The 18,123-nt window shown below is 71.9% G+C and carries 17 protein-coding genes; 2 read left to right on the top strand and 15 right to left on the bottom strand.

Features of this window, described 5'->3' with window-relative positions:
• Positions 1 to 6: 6 nt before the first annotated feature.
• Complete coding sequence (locus tag APQ99_RS00410) at positions 7 to 1,008, bottom strand: nicotinate-nucleotide--dimethylbenzimidazole phosphoribosyltransferase (RefSeq protein WP_012289355.1); 1,002 nt, start codon at positions 1,006 to 1,008, stop codon at positions 7 to 9.
• Positions 1,009 to 1,152: 144 nt separating this feature from the next.
• Here APQ99_RS00410 and APQ99_RS00405 point away from each other — a divergent pair, with 144 nt between their 5' ends.
• Entirely contained in the window at positions 1,153 to 1,923 is a 771-nt protein-coding gene (locus APQ99_RS00405) for a sirohydrochlorin chelatase (protein WP_010903146.1), read from the top strand.
• Here APQ99_RS00405 and APQ99_RS00400 read toward each other — a convergent pair.
• The 3 genes from APQ99_RS00400 to cobN are packed head-to-tail and all read right to left on the bottom strand — an operon-like array spanning position 1,920 to position 7,271.
• Positions 1,920 to 2,672 carry a cobalt-precorrin-7 (C(5))-methyltransferase gene (locus APQ99_RS00400; RefSeq protein ID WP_010903145.1) on the bottom strand — a complete coding sequence of 251 codons (753 nt, stop codon included), beginning with the start codon at positions 2,670 to 2,672 and terminating at the stop codon, positions 1,920 to 1,922. The two genes, APQ99_RS00405 and APQ99_RS00400, sit on opposite strands and share 4 nt — an antisense overlap.
• The gene (locus APQ99_RS00395) at positions 2,669 to 3,382 is read right to left on the bottom strand and encodes a precorrin-8X methylmutase (protein WP_010903144.1); all 714 of its coding nucleotides are present in this window, start codon (positions 3,380 to 3,382) and stop codon (positions 2,669 to 2,671) included. The genes APQ99_RS00400 and APQ99_RS00395 overlap by 4 nt, the downstream gene beginning before the upstream one ends.
• Positions 3,372 to 7,271, bottom strand: a complete 3,900-nt coding sequence (gene cobN / locus APQ99_RS00390; protein WP_136361499.1) for a cobaltochelatase subunit CobN — start codon at positions 7,269 to 7,271, stop codon at positions 3,372 to 3,374. Before cobN ends, APQ99_RS00395 begins: the two co-directional genes overlap by 11 nt.
• A gap of 34 nt (positions 7,272 to 7,305) precedes the next feature.
• On the opposite strand from cobN, the gene APQ99_RS00385 reads away from it, so the two are divergent.
• Positions 7,306 to 9,378 carry a magnesium chelatase subunit D family protein gene (locus APQ99_RS00385; RefSeq protein ID WP_136361498.1) on the top strand — a complete coding sequence of 691 codons (2,073 nt, stop codon included), beginning with the start codon at positions 7,306 to 7,308 and terminating at the stop codon, positions 9,376 to 9,378.
• Positions 9,379 to 9,406: 28 nt separating this feature from the next.
• On the opposite strand, the gene APQ99_RS00380 is transcribed toward APQ99_RS00385, so the two are convergent.
• The 11 genes from APQ99_RS00380 to cbiT are packed head-to-tail and all read right to left on the bottom strand — an operon-like array spanning position 9,407 to position 18,028.
• A complete protein-coding gene (locus APQ99_RS00380; protein WP_136361497.1) occupies positions 9,407 to 10,630 on the bottom strand; it encodes a PQQ-binding-like beta-propeller repeat protein in 1,224 nt (407 codons plus the stop codon).
• Positions 10,608 to 10,979: a DUF3209 family protein gene (locus APQ99_RS00375; RefSeq protein WP_136361496.1), complete on the bottom strand. Its 372-nt coding sequence runs from the start codon at positions 10,977 to 10,979 to the stop codon at positions 10,608 to 10,610. Before APQ99_RS00375 ends, APQ99_RS00380 begins: the two co-directional genes overlap by 23 nt.
• Positions 10,976 to 12,199: a CbiX/SirB N-terminal domain-containing protein gene (locus tag APQ99_RS00370; RefSeq protein ID WP_136361495.1), complete on the bottom strand. Its 1,224-nt coding sequence runs from the start codon at positions 12,197 to 12,199 to the stop codon at positions 10,976 to 10,978. Before APQ99_RS00370 ends, APQ99_RS00375 begins: the two co-directional genes overlap by 4 nt.
• Complete coding sequence (locus APQ99_RS00365) at positions 12,196 to 12,894, bottom strand: cobalamin biosynthesis protein (RefSeq protein WP_136361494.1); 699 nt, start codon at positions 12,892 to 12,894, stop codon at positions 12,196 to 12,198. The genes APQ99_RS00370 and APQ99_RS00365 overlap by 4 nt, the downstream gene beginning before the upstream one ends.
• Entirely contained in the window at positions 12,891 to 13,139 is a 249-nt protein-coding gene (locus tag APQ99_RS00360) for a ferredoxin (protein WP_010903137.1), read from the bottom strand. The genes APQ99_RS00365 and APQ99_RS00360 overlap by 4 nt, the downstream gene beginning before the upstream one ends.
• Complete coding sequence (gene cobJ, locus APQ99_RS00355; RefSeq protein WP_136361493.1) at positions 13,139 to 14,104, bottom strand: precorrin-3B C(17)-methyltransferase; 966 nt, start codon at positions 14,102 to 14,104, stop codon at positions 13,139 to 13,141. Before cobJ ends, APQ99_RS00360 begins: the two co-directional genes overlap by 1 nt.
• Complete coding sequence (locus APQ99_RS00350; RefSeq protein ID WP_136361492.1) at positions 14,104 to 14,934, bottom strand: precorrin-3B C(17)-methyltransferase; 831 nt, start codon at positions 14,932 to 14,934, stop codon at positions 14,104 to 14,106. Before APQ99_RS00350 ends, cobJ begins: the two co-directional genes overlap by 1 nt.
• Positions 14,931 to 15,908, bottom strand: coding sequence for a cobalt-precorrin 5A hydrolase (gene cbiG, locus APQ99_RS00345; protein WP_136361491.1), 978 nt, complete (start codon positions 15,906 to 15,908; stop codon positions 14,931 to 14,933). The genes APQ99_RS00350 and cbiG overlap by 4 nt, the downstream gene beginning before the upstream one ends.
• Positions 15,905 to 16,771: a cobalt-precorrin-4/precorrin-4 C(11)-methyltransferase gene (locus APQ99_RS00340; protein ID WP_010903133.1), complete on the bottom strand. Its 867-nt coding sequence runs from the start codon at positions 16,769 to 16,771 to the stop codon at positions 15,905 to 15,907. The genes cbiG and APQ99_RS00340 overlap by 4 nt, the downstream gene beginning before the upstream one ends.
• Positions 16,764 to 17,468 (bottom strand): cobalt-factor II C(20)-methyltransferase, encoded by a 705-nt coding sequence (locus APQ99_RS00335; RefSeq protein WP_010903132.1) that lies wholly within the window; start codon positions 17,466 to 17,468, stop codon positions 16,764 to 16,766. Before APQ99_RS00335 ends, APQ99_RS00340 begins: the two co-directional genes overlap by 8 nt.
• Positions 17,465 to 18,028 carry a precorrin-6Y C5,15-methyltransferase (decarboxylating) subunit CbiT gene (gene cbiT / locus APQ99_RS00330; protein WP_010903131.1) on the bottom strand — a complete coding sequence of 188 codons (564 nt, stop codon included), beginning with the start codon at positions 18,026 to 18,028 and terminating at the stop codon, positions 17,465 to 17,467. Before cbiT ends, APQ99_RS00335 begins: the two co-directional genes overlap by 4 nt.
• Positions 18,029 to 18,123 lie beyond the last annotated feature (95 nt).

Below are 18,123 nucleotides of genomic sequence, written 5' to 3'. Positions count from 1 at the left end.
GCCGACTCAGACTCTGTCATACACTGAGATGATGGCGTTGCGCACCGAGTCCATTCCGATCCCGGCCTCCGCGGCGAGCGCGAGCGCGCCCCCCATCCCGACGCCCTCCTTGGCTTCGCCGTCGAGGTAGGCGGCCATCGCGGGGTGGGACTCCCGCGCCTCGAAGGCGGGGTCGGTGACGGTCACGGCGAGGTCCTGGTCGGCCGCCAGGGCGTCGATCCCCGCCGAATCGTCGCCGGCCACGAACGACGTGGTGGCGAGCGTCATCGGCTCGGTCACGCCGTCGTGGCGGACGAGCGCGCCGGCGGTCGCGAGCTGGGTGCCGCCGGCAAGCGTCACGTCGATCCCGGCGTCGAGCGCGCCCGCCGCCAGCCCGGCAACCACGGCCAACACCGGATCACCCATCTGCCGGACTGCCGCGACGGGCTCGCCCGCGAGGTCGCCCTGTTCGAGGCCGCTTGCCGCGAGCGCGTCGTCGACGACCCGCTCTTTGAGCGCCACGGGGTTGTTCGGCAGCGACGAGGACACGATCCGGGGCTCGCCCAGCGCCGCCAACACTCCCATCGCCGTCGTGGTGCCGCCCGGAATGGTTTCGGCGATCACGAGCTCGTCAGTGTGGAGGCCGTGGCCGAACTCGTAGGCCGCACTGTACGCCGCTTCGGCGTCCGGAACGGGGGTTTCATCGCGGATGTCCGCGCCCGGGCTGATGCCCGTGGTCACCGTGGGTGCGCCCGTCGGCTCGGCGAGCCCGGCGTCGATGACAAGCGACTCGAAGCCGACCAGCTCCCGGACCGCTCGCGTGATGACCGCGGGCGTCGGACACCCCGACGGGCTGACCGGCACCACGGGCGCACGGACCGTGTGGCCGTACGTCAGCAGTTCGGCGTCCGCGCTCGGCGTGTGTGCCATCAGCGCGGGATCCGCGCCGGCGGCACTGATCCCCTCGATGGCTGCCGTTCGGGTTGCGCCCGCGGCGAGTGCGAACAGCGTGTCTGGTGTTCCGGACATACGTCGTTTCAGTGTGGAGACACTCTTTAATTCGGTGGTCGATCACCCGGTCGCCGCCGGGGAGCCAGCGCAAGCTATTAGCGTCGATGGCACGACGCCGTATGCAACCACAGTTGGGTTCGGACAACCCAGCTTGCTTCACCCATGACACGCGACGCGCTCCTCTTGCTCGGCCGCGACACGCCCCACGCCCGTGAAACACTCGCGACCCACGCCCAGCGCCTCCGCGGGCGCGCCGTCGCGGACGCCGTCCACGCCCGCCACTACGACCACGAGCCCCGGCGTGATCTGCGCGGCCGGCTCACGGCCATCGACGCCGACCGCGTGTTCGCCGTTCCGATGACCACCGCCCACACCCGCGAAACCACGGTCGGCGTGCCCGCCGCCCTCCAGGCGCTCACCGACGCGACCGTGCAGTACTGCGAGCCCATCGGGCGAAGCGGCGCGGTCACGGACGTGATCCACGACCGCGCCACCGACGCCGCCGCCGACGCCCCGTCTGCGATCGGCCTCGTCACGCTGGGCGCGAGTTCGCTGCCCTACCACCGCCAGGTCGCCGAATACCACGCCGCCAGGCTCCGCGAGCGCGGGACGTACGACGATGTCGCCACCAGCCACCTCGTCCAGAACCCCGCCGTCGAATGCCTCCGATACAACCTCAGCACCGACGACGCCGTCGTCGTCCCGGTGTTCGTCGCCGCCGGCGCGGCCACCGACCGCGACATCCCCGACCGGCTGGACCTGGCCCGCGGCGGCATCGCGTACGCCGACCCGCTGGGCGCGCACCCACGGCTCACGGACGCCGTCGAAGCCACGCTGGCCCAGCAGCGCGTGCTCGCCGACCGCGACACCACCGCCGCGACCACGCTCACGGCCACCGCGCCGGCGTTCGCCACCGACGGCGACGGCGCTTAAGCCGACCGCCGGACGGCCAGCACGGACAGATCCGAGAACGGCGTCTCCTCGCCCGCGTGGGCGGCCAGCTCCCCCAGCGTGGTTCGCGTGATCGACTCGTCGTCGTGGGTGAGCCGCTCCAACACGAGGGCGTCCAGATCCGGGGCCGCGTCCGCCGCCTCCAGGAGGTCGGCGGCGATGTCCCCCGGCATCAGGTCGAACGGCCGCGGCAACACCAGCAGGTGGCGGTCGCCCACGGCGTCCCGCAGCCGCGCCACCCCGTCGCTCACGTCGCCGCTCTTATGCAGGGTCACGAACGTGGTGTCCTCCATGGGGGTGCGCGCCCGGCTGGCCGCCACCTGCAGCGAGGAGATGCCCGGCACCACCCGCACGGGCTCGCCCACCGCGCGCTCGACTTTCCCCAGGAACTGGTAGCCCGAGTGGTTCGGGTCACCCATCAACACCGCCGTCCCGCGTGCGCCGTCGGCCACGCGCTCGCCGAACGCCGACAGCGCGGCCTGCTCGTCGCGATACCCACACGTCAACAGGTCGGCGTCGGTCAGATCGGCGACGAACTCCACGACCGTCTCGAAGCCCACGATCACCTCGGCGTCCCGGATCGCGCGCTCGCCGCGCGCCGTCAGGAACGCGGGGTTCCCGGGGCCGATGCCGACCGCGTGCACGGCGTGGTCGCCGGCCGCCGGCTCCGGGGTCTGGGCGGCGAACGACGCCGGATCCGGCCCCGAATCGAGGTCGTACTCCTCGCTCATGACTCCGTCAGCGAGACGTCGCCGTCCCGAACGTCGCTGGCGACGTGCACCAGCTCGTTCGTCAGTCCCGCCGCGAGCCCGCTGCCGCCGCGGCGCCCGACGTTCGTGACCGCGGGCACGCCGTACTCGGCGGCGACCTCGCGGAGCCGCGTTCGGCTCTCGGCGGCCTTCACGAACCCGACGGGCGTGGCGACGGCGACGGCCGGCCGGGTGCCGTCCGCGATGCAGTCCGCCAGCGCCAGCGCCGCCGTCGGCGCGTTCCCGACGACCGCGATCGCGCCGTCGTAGACGCCCTGCTTGTCGAGTTCGAGCACCGACGCCGCCGTCCGCGTCATCCCGGTCTCGGCCGCCAGCTCGGCGCCGTTCCCGATGGCTTTGCGCACCTCGCAGTCGTGGCCCCGCCCGGTCACGCCCGCTTTCACCATCGTGATGTCGGTGACGATGGGTGCCTCGTCGAGCACGGCGCGCGCGCCCGCTCGCACCGGCTCGCCGCCGTTGAACCGCAGCAGGTGCTGGAACTCGGGGTCGCCGGTCGCGTGCACGGACTTCTGGCGGAGGCGGTCGGCGAGCGTCTCGTCGGGCACCAGCTCGCGCACCCGATCCATGCTCGTCTCCGCGATGTCTAAGGCCTTCTCCGTGGTCGCGCCGAGGTCCGCGTACGACTCGAAGTCCTGTTCGTCGTCGCCGTCCGGTGTGGTGTCAGTCGTCATGTAGTGGTGTCTCGCGTTCGTCGCCGTCGGCTGGCGTGTCGTGCTCGCCCGACGCGCGCGCCTCCAGGTCGCCCGATACCTGCAGGTGGAGGTCACGCAGGCGCTCGGCGGTCTCGTCGTCGGCCCCCCAGAGGTCGCGCTCGATCGCCTCAAGCAGCGTGTCCGTGATCGAGGACAGCGCCCACGGGTTCACGTCCCGCAGCCACTCCTGGCGGTCCTCGTCGAAGGCGTACTTCTCGGCCACGTCCGCCCAGAGCGTGTCCGAAACGACGCCCGTCGTCGCGTCCCAGCCGAGCGTCACGTCGACCGTCGAGGAGAGGTCGCCGGCACCCTTGTAGCCGTGGTCCTCCATGGAGTCCAGCCACTCGGGGTTGAGCACGCGGGCGCGCATCGCCTTGCGCACTTTCTCCTCGTTGGTGTAGACGTCGACGTTGTCCGGGTCGCTTGAGTCCCCCACGTACGAGGCCGGCTCCGCGCCGCTCTCCTCGGCGACGGCGGTGATGAACCCGCCGTGGAACGCGTACCAGTCCGAGGAGTCGAACTCGTCTTGCTCCATCGTGTCCTCGATTTTCACCGTCGCGTCGACGTTCCCGAGGCGGCGCTCGAAGGCGTCGTGGGCCTCGCTGACGCGGCCCCGCGACCCCATCGCGTAGCCGCCCCACTGGACGTAGACGTCGGCGAGGTCCGAGCGGTCGTCCCACTCGCCCTCGTCGACGGCCTTGTTCGTCCCCGCGCCGTAGCCGCCCGGCCGCGTGGTGAACACGCGGCGCTTCGCGGCCTGTTCGGGGTTCTCGACGCCCTCGGCTTCGAGTTCGGCCGCCTCCGCCTCGACGTGCTTTTTGACGTAGTTCATGTCGTGTGGCTCGTCGAGGTCGACGACGGCGTCCACGGCGTCGTGGACGACGCCGGCGGCCTGCGGGAACGCGTCCCGGAACAGCCCCGACACCCGGGTGGTCACGTCGATCCGCGGGCGGCCGAGGTCCCCAAGGGGGATCGGCTCCACGTCGTCGACCCGGCCGGCGTCCGTCCAGACCGGCCGGACGCCCATCAGGCCGAGTACTTGCGCGATGGTCTCCCCGCGCGTGCGGACCGTCGGGGTCCCCCACGCGACCACGCCGACCTCCTCGGGGTATTCGCCCTCGTCTTCCTGGTGGCGCTGGGCGACGCCGTCGGCGACCTCCTTGCCCACGTCCCACGCCGTTCTGGCGGGGACCTTCCGCGGGTCGAGGGTGTAGAAGTTCCGGCCCGTCGGCAGCAGATCGACGCCGCCCCGGGTGGGCGCGCCGCTCCCGCCGGGTTCGACGTACTCGCCGTCGAGGGCGTCGGCCGTCTGCGGGATCTCCGATTCCGCCCCGAACACGCGCGGGGCGGCCTCCTCGCAGATGAACGCCAACACCGCACGCAGGTCGTCGTGTGCGCCCGACTTCGCGCGGGCGTCACCGATGGTGTCGATGTCGACCACGAGGAGGTTCATGTTCACCTCGTCGTCGGGGCCGGCCGCGACGTTCGACGCCGGCACGTCGAACCCCTCGGCGGCGAGCGTCTCCACGAGGTCGACGCTCGTCTCGTACACCTCGTCGGCGGCCTCGGCGTACGTCATCCCCAGGGCCTCGCTGTACTCGCCCGGGGAGTCGAGCATCGTCTCGTAGTCGACGCCGAGCACGCCCGCGACGGACTCCCGCAGCGACGGCGCGCCCGGGTTCTCCAGGCGCGTGAGCGCCACGAGATACTCCACCAGGCGGTCGTCCGCGGGTGGCTCGCCCATCGTGTGCAGGCCCAGCCGGATCTGGGTCGTCTTCACGTCCGTGACGTACTCGTGGACGCGCTCGACCAGCGCCTCGATGCCCACGGTGTCGCCGTCCACGGCGCCCTCCGCGAGCGAGCTGCCGGCCGCGTCGGGGCCGCGAACGTCGGCTTTCTCGGAGATCTCGCCCTCGATGCCGAGTTCGACGGCGAGATCGAGGTCGGCCACCTGCTCGCGGATGCGGTCCGCGATGTGGGACTCGGCGTCCGCGCCGGCTCCGGTGCCGGCCTCCCGGTAGCGCGACGCCAGCTCCTCCAACTCGGCGAGCTCGTCGTAGGTGCCGGCGTTGCTCATCACGGGCGTGAGGTAGTCGACGACCGCGGCGTACGACCGGCGCTTGGCCTGCGTGCCCTCCCCGGGGTTGTTGACGATGTAGGGGTAGACGTTCGGCAGATCCCCCAGCAGCGCGTCGGGCGCGCTCTCGGCGTCGAGGCCGACGGTTTTCCCGGGCAGCCACTCCAGGCTGCCGTGCGTGCCGAGATGCACGACGGCGTCCGCGCCGAACTCCTCGCGGAGCCACGCGTAGAACGCGTAGTAGTCGTGGGGCGGCTGGAGGTCGCTGTCGTGGTAGACTTTCTCCGGGTCCATGCCGAAGCCGCGGGGCGGCTGGACGGTCACGAGCACGTTGCCGTACTCGACGCCCGGGATCGCGAACGGCCGCTCGGGCGGCTCCCCCCACTCCGCGACGACGTTCGCCCGGAACTCGGGGTCGGTGTCGGCCCACCACGCCGCGTACTCGTCGGTCGACACCACGTCGACGCTGCGCTCGCGGACGTCCTCGGGGGCGACCCAGCGGTCGTCGAGGGTGAGCTGGCTGGTCAGCTGCTCGATCAGCGCCTGGCCCTCGGGCGGCGTCTTCCCACCGAGGCTGTACCCGCGTGCGTCCAGCTCGTCCAGCAGGTTGACCGTGCTCTCGGGGGTGTCCAGGCCGAACGCCGTCCCGATGCCGTCGTCGCTGGGCGGGTAGTTGTGGAGGACGACGGCGACCCGTTTCTCGTCGTTGTCGAGGTGGCGCAGCCGCGCCCAGTTCACGGCGAGGCTGGCGGCGTGCTCGACGCGGTCCGCGATGGGGAAGTGTTGTTTCGGCGCGGTGCCGATGCCGGCGTCGTCGTCGGTGCGCTCCTTGCCCGAGATGGGGTGGGTGATGACGTTGCCGTCGAACTCGGGCAGTGCGACCGAGAGCGCGAGTTCGAAGCCCATCACGCCGGTGTCCGCCGACTCGTACCGGGACCGCGAGCGCATCGTCGTGACCGTCTGGAGGACTGGCACCCCGAGGCGGTCGAGGAACACGTCCTCGGCGGCGTCGCCCTCGTCGCTTGCCGACCGGCCGCGCTCGTCCATCGACAGCGAGAACATGAACGAGGACACGACGGCGTCGACGACCGGCTCGCCGTCGGCAAGCAGCCACTGATCGGTGACCCACTCGGCGTCTTCCTGCTCGTCGGTGTCGGTCGCCGGGTTGCAGAACACCGGGAGCGCGTTCGCACCCTGGGACTCCAGGGCGTGCACGACGCCGTCGACGTAGCGGGTGTTCTCGTGGGTCCAGTGGGACTCGTAGAACCACACCGCCACCGTCGGGGCGTCGGGGTCGAAGGTCGCACGCAGGCCGTCGTAGTCGATGCCGGGGTGGTCGGGGTGATAGACGCCCTCCGTCGGGAGCGCAACGGGGTCGTCGTACGCGAACTCCGTCCCCGAGTAGCGGTCACCGAGGAACCGCAGGCAGTTGGCGACGTTCGCCGACCCCCCACGGTCGAGGTATTCGTAGACGGTGTCGCGGTCCTCGGCGGCGACGGTGGTGTCCTCGACGGCGTAGGCGTCGCCGGTGGATTTCACCACCAGCGGGACGCCGGCGTCGGCCAGCCGGGCGGTCGCGCGGTCGTACCCCGGCATGCTGTCCTCGGCGCCGTGCAGCCAGAACACGGCTGCGTCGGCGTCCGCGGCGGTGTCCAGGAACGCCTCGACGGCGGTCTCGTCGTCGAGGTCGCTCTCCGAGCGCGCGACGAGATCCACGTCGACGCGGCCGGCGGCCGCCTGGACAGCGCCGAGCTCGTTCTCGGTCGCGGTGTAGAGTGCAAGTACAGTCACAACGCTGTTAAACCTCCATTGGAGTATTACAACTATGGTTGATTTGGGACGCAGCAAAAAGCTGTCGCCCGACCGGCGTGCCGGCGCGCCGTTCCCCGCCGTCGTCGGCCAAGACGACCTCAAAACGGGGCTGCTCGCCGTCGCCGCGAACGCGTCCCTGGACGGGCTGCTCGTCACCGGCGAGAAGGGCACCGCGAAGTCCACCACCGCCCGCGCGCTCGCCGACCTGCTGCCCGACCAGCGCGCCGTCGCGGACTGCCCCTACGGCTGTCCGCCCGAGGACCCCTCCCGCCAGTGCGCGGACTGCCGGGACCGCACCGACCCGCCGGTCGAATCGCGTCCGGTCCCGTTCGTTACACTCCCCCTGGGCGCGTCCCGCGACCGCGTCGTCGGCTCGCTGTCGGTGACCGACGCGCTCGCCGGCGACGCCGAGTTCAGCCCGGGGCTGTTGGCCGCGGCCAACCGGGGCATCCTCTACGTCGACGAAGTGAACCTCCTCGACGACCACCTCGTGGACGTGTTGCTCGACGCCGCCGCCAGCGGCGTCAACCGCGTCGAACGCGACGGCGTCAGCGTCACCCACCCCGCGGAGTTCACGCTCGTCGGCACGATGAACCCCGAGGAGGGCGACCTCCGCCCGCAGTTCCGCGACCGGTTCGCGCTCCGCGTCGCCGTCGCGGGCAGCGAGGAGATCGCCGACCGCGTCGAGATCATGGACCGCGCGCTCGCGGGCTTCGACGGCGACTACGCCGCCGACACCGCCGCCGTCCGCGACCGCCTGGTGACCGCCCGCGACCTGCTGCCCGACGTCGACCTCCCCGAGTCGCTGGCCCGCGAGATCGCCGAACTCTGCCGGGACGCCGGCGTCGACGGCCACCGCGCCGACGTGGCCACCGCCCGCGCCGCCCGCACGCTCGCGGCGCTCGACGGCCGCCCGACGGTCACCGAGGCCGACATCGAACGCGCCGCGGGGTTCGCGCTCCCACACCGCCTGCAGTCCCGCCCCTTCGAGGACGCACCCGACCCCGAGGACGTCGTTGACGACCACTTCGACGACGACGGCGACCAGTCCGACGAGGCAGGCGACGCCGAGACCTCGGACGAGGCGGGCGGCGACGACCCGGAACCCACCGACGACGGCGAAGCCGACGCCGAACCGGACGGTGACACCGACGGGGCGGAGGCCCCGACGGGAGGCCCGGACGACAGCCAGTCCGAGGGCAGCCAGGCCCCCGCCGACTCCGAGGCCGGCGACGACCCGATGGACGGCGAGCGCGGCGACGACGAGGACACCGAAGACGCCGCGCCGCTGGTGCCCGGCCAGCCCCGCGGGGACACGGTCGAACCAGGCACCGGCGTGGCCCCGGACGCCGACGCGCCGGACGCCGAGCGCGCCACCGGCGATTCCGGGCGTGCGTCCGCCACTCCGAGCCCGGACGCCCGGGGGGCGCGCGTGCGAACCGAGCGCGCGACACCCGCCGACGACGTCGACGCCGCTGCGTCGGTCCGCGCGGCCGCCGCGCGCGGCAGTGACGCCGTCGAATCGCGGGACCTCAGGCAGTCGATCAACGCGGGGTCGGCGTCCGCGCTCGTCGTGTTCGCGGTGGACGCCAGCGCGTCCATGCGGGGGCCGATGCGCGCCGCGAAAGGCGTCGCGCTCGACCTGCTCCGGGACGCCTACCAGCACCGCGACGAGATCGCCGTGGTCGCGTTCGCGGGCGACGACGCCGACGTACTGGTGCCACCGACGGACAGCGTGGCGCTGGCCGCCCGCCACCTCAAAGACCTCCCCACTGGCGACCGAACGCCGCTGCCAGCGGGACTGCGAGCCGCCGACGACGTGCTCGCGCGCGCTGACCCCGACACGAGCGTCGTCGTCGTTGTGACTGACGGCCAGGCGAACGCCACCGACACCCCCACGGCGGCGACCCGAATGGCCGCATCTGCGCTCGCCGAGCGGGGCGCACACGTCGTCGTCGTCGACGCCGGCGACAACGCCAGGGGGCTCACCAGCGACATCGTCGACGCCGCAGACGGTGAACGCGTGCCCCTCGACGCGCTCAGCGCCGACCGCGTCGAACACGCAGTCGGCCAGGCGCGAAAATGAGCTGTCCGCGAACTAGCACCGACCGCTCTCAGACGTGCCCGGCGTGCAGCCGGTGGGTACCACGTCGCTCGCCGTCGTCGTGGTACACGACCGGTTCCTCGACGGCCGCGACGGTGCGCCCGTCGACTGCCGCCGCAGTGACGACGCCCGGCGTGCGCCAGGCGTCCACCCGCCCGGCCGCGATGTCGTAGACGCGGACGCCGTGTCGCGCCGGGTCGCGCTCCCGGAAATGCTGGGCGACCGGCACCGCGACCCTGGCACCGTCGGCCGCAATCTCGTGTGCGAAGCCGCCCACGTCAGCGGTGAACGCGACCCCGCCGTCCCGGCCGACGCCGACCGCGGTGTGCTCGGTCGGATGCCGGGCGTCCGTCTCGCGGCCGTCCTCGGGGTACGTGTTGCCGGTGACGAAGACGGCACCGTCGCCGGTCGCGTGCACGTGGTTCGGGTACGCGTAGACGGTCTGCTCGCCGCGCTCGACGGGCCGCCCGAGATCAACGACCCACTGCACGCCGTCGCCGTCGAGGCAGTACCCGCGGTAGTCCGCGTGACTCGCCGCGACGACACCGCGGGGCGTGAGCGCGACATCGCCGACGCGCCGGTCGCCGCCCCCCGTCGGATCCCAGCGCCGCCGCTGGGTGCCAGTCGCGGCGTCCAATACGAGCACGCCGGCCGCCTGGTCGCCCGGGCAGCGGTTGAACGCGACGGCGACGCGGTCGCCGTCCGCCGCGAGGCTGACCGGCGAGGCGTCGCTCCGGAACCGCCACACGGGGGTGTTGTCGCCCTCGAACGCGTAGACCGCGCTCTGGAACGCCCGATCGCCGTCGGCGCCGCGCTCGTAGCGCCGCACGGCCACGAACGCCCGGTCGCCGCCGGCTTGGGTGGCGACATCCACGACGAACGGCAGGAAGAACCGGGTGTCTTCCTGTGGACGGCCGATGTCGCCGGCGGCCCGATAGCGCCACCTGACCGCGCCGGTTTCGCCGTCGTGCAGCCGGATCTCGCCGGCTGCGCCGCGTTCCCCGGCGATAACGCCGCCGGCGAACGGCGCCAGCGCGACGACGCTGCCGCGGTCGTCGCCGGCGTTCCGCCAGCGCTCATCGAGGGCGCCGTCGAACGCCGCGACGGTGCCGTCCGGAAGCCCCGCGACGACGCCGTCGCCGGTCCAACAGACGCTTGAGCGACGGCCGAGCTGCCGGGAGCCGGCGGGCTCGATGTCGCCCAGGGGCGCGCTACTCGTCGGCGGGGAAGACATCGTGGAGCGCGTGGTGGGTCGCGCCGAGATCGTCGAGGTACGCGTCGCCGTGGTCGGCGAGCCTCGCCAGCGCCCGCTCGGCGTCCCGCACGGCGACCAGGCGGCCCCGCAGGTAGTCGTACTCGGCGTTGCTCTCGTCGGTGGCGGCGACCTCTCCTTCGAGGTCCACCAGCGCCGCGTCGAGGTGGCGCTGGAGCTCCGCCAGCGAGTCCGCCTCCGCCAGCCCCTCGATGGGGCCGTGCAGTTCGCCCTCGAGTTCCTTCTCGGCGTGCTCGCGGGTGCTCCGGTCGCTGGTGCCGAGGACGTTCATCAGCCCGAGTCGCAGTGCTTCGAGTTCGTGGCAGGTCATAGTAGCTGTGAGTCGAGATCGGAGACGATGCGGTCCCGGTCGGTGTGGGACGACACGATGCGGCCGGCGTCGTCGGGATCGACGCGCTGATACCAGACGCCGTCCGGGTAGACGGCGACGTTCGGGCCGTCCCCGCACTGCCCGAGACACGAGGTGCGCGTCACCCGGAGGCTGCCCTCGTCGGCGTCGCGGCCCTCCTGGCGGAGGCGTTCGAGGACGGCGGGTGCGCCCTCGGCGGCACACGTCTGGTTCGTGCAGACCGCGACGTGGCGGTCCGGCGCGTCGTGGGCGTGGGGGTCGTCGGCGACGTCGTCGCGGTCCTCGTGGGCCTCCTGGTGGTTGAGCGCGCGCAACATCGCCTTCGCGCCGCCCACGTCCTCCTCGTAGCCGTCCAGTTCCACCTTGTACTTGCAGGTGTCACAGGACATCTCGACGCTGCCCGTCCGGGCTTCCTGCCAGCGATCCCCGAGCACGTCCAGCAGCCGCGAGTCGGTGCCCAGGGGGTCGCCACAGGCCGCCTCGACGTACGGATAGTCGGCGTCGAACTCGGCGGCCCCCTCACGGATGCGGCCCGTGAGCACGCCGTCGCCGAGCATGTACGGCACCACCACGACGGCGTCGGGCCGGTGTTTGGCGACGTCGTGCAGCGTCTCGTCGAGCGTCGGCTCGGTCACACCGATGAACGTGGCGTCCACCCGAGAGAACCCGCGGCCCTCGTACAGCAGCCGCGCGAGCTTGTGGACGTCGGCGTTCGCGTCCGGGTCGCTGGACCCGCGGGCGCACAGCACGACCGCCACGTCGTCGGCCGCGCGGTCGACGCCCAGGTCGGCCTCCACGCCGGCCGCGCGGTCGTCCAGCAAGTCCACGATGGCGGGGTGGACGCCGAGGTGCGAGCCGTTGTTGAACTCCACCTCGGGGTGCTGGCTGCGGGCGCGCTGGAGCGCCGCCGGCACGTCGTTTTTGACGTGGCTGGCCGCGAACAGCGACAGATGCACGACCGAAATGTTGGCGACGGCGGGCGCGAGCGCGTCGATAGCGTCCGGGATGGTCGGCTCCGCAAGCTCCAGGAAGCCGGCGTCGACGGGAACGCCCAGCCGCCCTTCGAGGTCGGCGGCGAGCGACCGCACCTGCTCGTTGGACGCTTCGCGGCGGGAGCCGTGCCCGACCAGCAACACCGCCTCGTCGTTCAGACTCCCGGCCGGGCTGTCGGTGCGGCTCACGGCGCGTCGACCTCCGGCAGCGATGCGTCCACGGCAGTGGCCTGGTCGAGGCTGCGGCGGAGCTTCCGCCGGCGACTGGGCGCGTACAGCCCGGAGTCAGCGCTGCCCTCGTAGAGCCACGCCCCGAGCGCCGGGACGGCGTCGTCGTCGACGCTGAAGTAATAGCCCGACGACGACTCGGCGGGCTCCTCGTAGGGCGTGGCCACCGCCAGTCCGTCGAGCAGCGACTGCACGGTCGCCAGCAGCGCCCGGTCCTCGTGGACGAACGACAGCCCGACTGTGCCCGCCGAGGACTTGAAACAGACCGTTCCACAGGCCTCCACGAGCCCGCGCAACAGCTGGCGGTCGTGGGCGGCCAGCGCGTCCAGCCGGTAGCCGCCGGCGCTGTCATCCATCGGGAGGCCGAACGCCGCCCCGGCGCGGGTGGCGAGATCACCGAACACTTGCACGGTGTACTCGTCCTCGCGGCGCGTGATCGAGGTGTCGTGAGCGTACGCGCGCTCGCGGACCTCGTGGCTGGGCTGCTCGCCACCCCCGATGACGGCCAGCGTCTCGGCGGCCGCCTCGTCGCTCATCGTCACCGTCACGCAGGACTCCGTGAGCGTTCCCGCCCCCGCGACCGCCCCCCAGAAGTACGCCGTCTCCGGGTGGGCTTCGAGCATCGACTCCGGGGGCGTGATGTCGTCGGCGGTCATTCGTCGGCCTCCACGGCGTCGACGCTGATGGCGTCGAACGGGCACGCCGCCGCCGCGTCCTCGGCGTCGGCGACGCGCTCGTCGTCGTCGAACTCCCCGACGACGGTCTCTTTCGTCCGCTCGACGGTGCCGTCGTCGGCGTCCAGGGTCGCCAGCCCCGCGTCGTCCTCGACGAACCGCGAGTCCCGGGTCAGGCACGCGAACACGCCATCGCAGGCCTCGCGGTCGATTGTCACGCGATACATCAGTAGTCGTATTTGGTCTCGTAGCCACGCGGCGTGACCATGCGGTCGTCGAAGACGTACGTCTCGGCGTTCCCGATCACGACCGTCGTCGTCATGTCGATGAGGTCGGTCTCGCCGTAGGATTCGAGCTCGCCGAGCGTCGTGATCTCCACTTCCTCGTCCTCGCGGCCGGCCCCGTGGACGATGCCCACGGGCGTGTCGGCGTCGCGGTGCGCCAGCAGGATCTCACACGCCTTCTGGAAGTTCTCGCGGCGCTTGCGGCTCCACGGGTTGTAGATGGAGATCGTGAACTCCTCGCTGGCGACGGCGTGCAGCCGGGACTCGATCTCGGGCATCGGCGTCAGGTGATCGGACAGCGAGATGCTCACGGAGTCGTTGACCAGCGGCGCGCCCAGCCGCGCCCCACACGACTGCGCGGCGGGCACGCCCGGCACGACCTCGAAGTCCAGCATCGACGGCGTCGCGCCCTTCGACTCGGTGATCTCCAGGGCCAACCCCGCCAGCGCGTAGACGTTGGGGTCGCCGCTCCCGATGATGGCGACGTGGTTGCCGGCGAGCGCGCGGTCGACGGCCTCCTCGGTGCGCGAGACTTCCCCGCACATCGGGGTGTCGTAGATCTCCTCGGCGTCGTCGGTGATCTCGTCGGGCAGCAGATCCACGTACGTCGTGTACCCGACGATGTGCTCGGCGTCCGCCAGCGCCGCGGTCGCGCGGTCGGTCATGCCCTCGGGGCGGCCGGGGCCCAGCCCGACCGCCACGAGGCTGCCGGGGTCGGCGTCGAAGTCGTCGACGGTCGCGGAGACCGTCTGCTCGTTGCTGTCGGTGTCGCTCGACGCGCCGCAGCCCGACGAGTCGCTGCTCCCCGACGCCCCGCCACAGCTGCTGGCCGAGTCGTCGGTGTCCGTCGTGGACGCGCCACAGTTGCTGGTCGAGTCGTCTGTCGTGGTGGTGTCGTCAGTGCTCATTAGAAATCCTCCACGTCACGCCCGCCGCGCGGGGTGACGAGATGCTTCCGGTGGTCGTTCTCCCAGACTGCCGTCTCGTCGGTGCCGATGAGGATCGACGCCCCCATCCCGCCGACTTCCCCGCTGTGGTCGGTGACCGATCCCAGCGTGGTGATGGTGTGCGTTTCGCCGTCGGTGTTCCGGCCGGCGTCGCCGCGGCCGGCGTCGTTGATGATGGCCACGGGCACGTCGTCGGCGCGCTCCTCGCGCAGCACGCCGATGGCGCGCTCGTAGTCCCGCCAGCAGTTGTACAACACGACGACGAACCCGCTGATGGCGGCCGCGCGCAGCTTCTCCTCGATCTCCGCCCAGCCCCGCCACTTGTCCGACAGCGAGATGGTGCAGAAGTCGTTCGACAGCGGCGCGCCGAGGTTCGCCGCGCCGCCGAGCGCCGCCGTCACGCCGGGCACGATCTCGATGGGCACGTCGTACGCGGCCTCCTCCTCGGCCATCAGGTAGACCAGGTCGGATTTCCCGTAGACGTTGGGGTCGCCCCCGGAGACGTGGGCCACGTCTTCGCCGTCGCGCACGCGCTCGAAGGCCTCCTTCGCCAGCTCGATCTGCCGCCCCATCGTCGAGCGCACGACCTCCTGGTCGGGGCGCTCGCCGGCGTCCGCGGGCGGCAGCGTGCCGTCCCGCCGCAGGAACTCCTGGTAGAGGTTCGACGCGACCACGCAGTCGGCGGTCCGCACCACGTCTTTCGCGCGCTGGGTCATCCCACCCGGCAGCCCGGGGCCGATCCCGACGACGTACAGCGTGCCGTAGTCGGCTGCTTCGTTCGCGTCGCTCATTTGCCCACCGCCACGGTCACGGCTTCGTCGTAGCGTTCTTTCTCCGCGAGCAGCTCGTTGTCGCGGCCGCCCGCGATCGCGGACGCTTCCGCGATGCCGGGCCAGCCGATGAGCTCCTTCGACCGGGAGGGGGTCGGCCCCTCGTGGGCCTCCAGTGTCTCCTTCTCGAAGGCCACGACGCCGAGCCCGAGCGCTTCGGCGGCTGCCAGCAGCCCCTCCTCGTCGGCCTTCCGGGTGCCGGTGGCGACGAACTCCACGTCGTCGAGGTCGTAGTCGGTGGCCGCCAGGCTCGCCGCCCAGGCGTCGCGGAACTGCTGTTCGTCGGCACCGGAGACGCTGCCGGTGCCGAGAACGACGCCGTCGTCGCTGTTGCGCTTCAGCACGGTCACGTCGTCGCCGACGACCACGGCCTGTGGCCCGTCGAGTCGGGCGACCGGCCCCAGGTTCTCGTCGAGGACCGCGAGGTTCGTGGCGACCGTTGAGTCGCCGTTCACCACGTGGGTGTCAAGCGCCTTCGCGCGCTCCTCGACGCCCTGCTTGCCGGCGGCCTCGGAGGCGGTCGTCATCGCCGGCACCGCCCCCATCGACGCGAGGTCGTCGGCGACCTGGTTCGCGCCGTGGTGGCCGCCGGTCAGCGGGATCGCCCACGTGAGCGCCTCGTCGACGACGACCACTGCGGGGTCCTCCCACTTGTCGTCGAGCAGCCCCGCGGTCTTCCGCATCGCGATCCCCGACGCCATCAGGCCCACGAAGCAGTCGTACTCCCCCCAATGCTCGGCGAACACGTCGCCGTGGTAGTCGAGGATGTCGATGGAGTCGTAGCGATCCCCGATGCCAGCCACGATCTCCGCTGCGGTGTCTCGTTTCCGCTCGAACGCCACGATGGCGATGTCCTCGGCGACCTCGCCGTCGGAGTCCGGCGTCGAACAATGCCCCCCGGAGTCGTCAGTCTCGGTGTCGTTGTCAGTACTCATTGGTCGGTGTCGCTGCCGCGGTTCGCCCAGTCGCCGTAGAGATACGACCGCTCGTAGCCCGCGCCGGCCCCGGCGTCGCCGATCACGGCCAGCGCCGACGCGCGGTAGCCGGCGTCCTCGACGCGGTCGCCGATGGTCTCGATGGTGCCCTCGATCACGTCCTCGTCGGGCCACGAGGCGTGGTAGACGACCGTCACCGGCGTCTCCGGGTCGTGGCCGTCCGCCAGCAGGCGCTCCATGACGTCCGGGATGGCGTGCGTGCCGAGGTAGATACAGGTCGTCACGTCGCCCATCTCCACGAACTCCGCGATGTGGTCGTCCTCGGCGTCGAGGGTCTTGCCCTGCGGGCGCGTGAACGCGACGTGGTTGGCGGTGCCGTTCAGCGTCAGTTGCGTGCGCAGCGTCGCCGCCGACGCGAACGCCGACGTGACCCCGGGCACGATGTACGTCGGGACGCCCTCCTGTTCGAGGGCGTCCATCTGCTCCAGCGCCGCGCCGTAGATCGCGGGGTCGCCGCTGTGCAGGCGCACGACCGTGTCGCCGTCCTCGTGGGCGTCCCGCATCAGCGGGATCAGCGCTTCGAGGTCCTTGCCCACCGAGGAGACCGTCTCGGCGTCCGCGCAGTACTCGTCCAGCAGCTCGCTGTTCACCAGCGACCCCGCGTGCACGACGAGGTCGGCGTCCTCGACGAGCTCCTTGCCGGTGACCGTGAGGAGGCCGGGGTCGCCCGGCCCGGCACCGATGAACGGGATGCCGGCTTGGGTGTCGCCGGCAGTGTGGTCGTACACCCTGGCGTCGCGGCCGCGCTGGCGCTGCTGGCTGGCGGCGTCGATGGCGTCCTGGGGCGTCGCGTCCTCAGGCATCGCCGGCCACCTCGGTGTCGTCGAAGGCCGTCGCGCGGTCCTTCTGGAGGGTGTCGCGTTCGGCGTACGCCAGCGTGTAGTAGTCCCGGTCGGCGATCTCCGCGGGGTCGCGCGTGACCGTGGTGTCGCCCTGTTCCATGTACAGCCGGCGGCCGTAGGTCACGTCGTAGCCGGCGTCCACGAGCCCCTCGTGGGTGGCGGGCGCGTCGGTCACCTTGAACAAGATCATGCGGTCGGGGCCGGTGGGGGATGCGCCCTGTGCGGCCTCCCGCAGCGCCAGGCCCGCGCCGGCGTCGACTTCCACGCCCAGCGCGGTGGTGAACGCGCTCACCGCGCTGACGCCGGGCACCGTCTGGACGTCGATGTCCGGGTGGAACGCGTCGAGGGTTCGCCGGAGGTGGCCGAACGTGGAGTAGACGTTGGGGTCGCCGAGGGTCGCGAACGCCACGTCGCCGTCGCGGGCACGGGGCGCGACCTCGGCGGCGGCGTCGCGCCACGCCGCGCGCAGCTTCTCGGGGTCGCTGGTCATGGGGAAGTCGAGGTCGCCGATCCGGGAGTCGGGGACGTGGTGGGTGGCGACCGTGCGGGAGAGTCGCCCCGGCGAGTACACCACGTCGGCGGCTTCCAGGGTGCGCTTCCCGCGCAGCGTCAGGAGGTCGGGTTCACCGGGGCCGAGCCCGACGCCGTAGACGGTCATCGGTCGGCCTCCGTGTCGCCGCTGGCGCTCCCGACGAGCATGTACACGGGGTTCTCGGAGTCGAAGGAGGTCGCGCCGGCGAGCTCGTAGCCGTGGCTCACCTGGAACTGCACGACCTCGGTGAGGATGTCGCGGTCCCGGAACGCCTGGGTGGCTGCGCCCGCGACTTCCAGCCGGGAGACGTTCATCACGATGCGGTCGACGCCGGTCTCGGCGGCGTGATCCAGGACGGCGTCGTAGTTCCGGCTGCCGCCGATGAACAGCGCGTCGGCGTCGGCGGGCAGTTCGGCGGGCGCTTCGGCGTTGCGCAACTCGACGGCGTCCGCGAGCCCGTTGGCTGCGAGGTTCTTGCGTGTGGTTTCGAGGCGGTCGGCCTTGCGTTCGAGCGCGGTGACGCGGCCGGCGTCGCGAGCGGCGGCGATGGTCACGGCGCCCGTACAGGAGCCCACCTCGACGAAGTGGTCGTCGTCGGTGAGTGCGAGCTTCGACCGAACGACCGCTCGGACTTCCGGTTTCGTCGGTCCCGCTTTGGCGTCGTGCGGGAGCTGTGTCTGTGCCATCGGTGGCACAACGTCAGAAGCACCCAAAACAATTTTGGTTGTATTAGGGAAAGTGAGCTTTCTTAGATGGGCGCGAGCGCCCCCGACGCCGGCGG

Origin of the sequence: Halobacterium salinarum DSM 3754, from assembly GCF_008124605.1 — an archaeon.
Lineage (GTDB): Archaea > Halobacteriota > Halobacteria > Halobacteriales > Halobacteriaceae > Halobacterium > Halobacterium salinarum.
This window is presented reverse-complemented; position numbering and strand designations above follow the sequence as displayed.

What these genes read in the sequence shown, in the direction of transcription:
- cbiG (WP_136361491.1), bottom strand. Translation starts at nt 15,908, where the DNA reads ATGAGTACTGACAACGACACCGAGACTGACGACTCCGGGGGGCATTGT.
- APQ99_RS00365 (WP_136361494.1), bottom strand. Translation starts at nt 12,894, where the DNA reads ATGACCGCCGACGACATCACGCCCCCGGAGTCGATGCTCGAAGCCCAC.
- APQ99_RS00385 (WP_136361498.1), top strand. Translation starts at nt 7,306, where the DNA reads ATGGTTGATTTGGGACGCAGCAAAAAGCTGTCGCCCGACCGGCGTGCC.
- APQ99_RS00360 (WP_010903137.1), bottom strand. Translation starts at nt 13,139, where the DNA reads ATGTATCGCGTGACAATCGACCGCGAGGCCTGCGATGGCGTGTTCGCG.
- APQ99_RS00340 (WP_010903133.1), bottom strand. Translation starts at nt 16,771, where the DNA reads ATGCCTGAGGACGCGACGCCCCAGGACGCCATCGACGCCGCCAGCCAG.
- APQ99_RS00400 (WP_010903145.1), bottom strand. Translation starts at nt 2,672, where the DNA reads ATGAGCGAGGAGTACGACCTCGATTCGGGGCCGGATCCGGCGTCGTTC.
- APQ99_RS00335 (WP_010903132.1), bottom strand. Translation starts at nt 17,468, where the DNA reads ATGACCGTCTACGGCGTCGGGCTCGGCCCCGGTGAACCCGACCTCCTG.
- APQ99_RS00405 (WP_010903146.1), top strand. Translation starts at nt 1,153, where the DNA reads ATGACACGCGACGCGCTCCTCTTGCTCGGCCGCGACACGCCCCACGCC.
- APQ99_RS00375 (WP_136361496.1), bottom strand. Translation starts at nt 10,979, where the DNA reads ATGACCTGCCACGAACTCGAAGCACTGCGACTCGGGCTGATGAACGTC.
- cobJ (WP_136361493.1), bottom strand. Translation starts at nt 14,104, where the DNA reads ATGAGCACTGACGACACCACCACGACAGACGACTCGACCAGCAACTGT.
- APQ99_RS00380 (WP_136361497.1), bottom strand. Translation starts at nt 10,630, where the DNA reads ATGTCTTCCCCGCCGACGAGTAGCGCGCCCCTGGGCGACATCGAGCCC.
- APQ99_RS00395 (WP_010903144.1), bottom strand. Translation starts at nt 3,382, where the DNA reads ATGACGACTGACACCACACCGGACGGCGACGACGAACAGGACTTCGAG.
- cbiT (WP_010903131.1), bottom strand. Translation starts at nt 18,028, where the DNA reads ATGGCACAGACACAGCTCCCGCACGACGCCAAAGCGGGACCGACGAAA.
- APQ99_RS00410 (WP_012289355.1), bottom strand. Translation starts at nt 1,008, where the DNA reads ATGTCCGGAACACCAGACACGCTGTTCGCACTCGCCGCGGGCGCAACC.
- APQ99_RS00350 (WP_136361492.1), bottom strand. Translation starts at nt 14,934, where the DNA reads ATGAGCGACGCGAACGAAGCAGCCGACTACGGCACGCTGTACGTCGTC.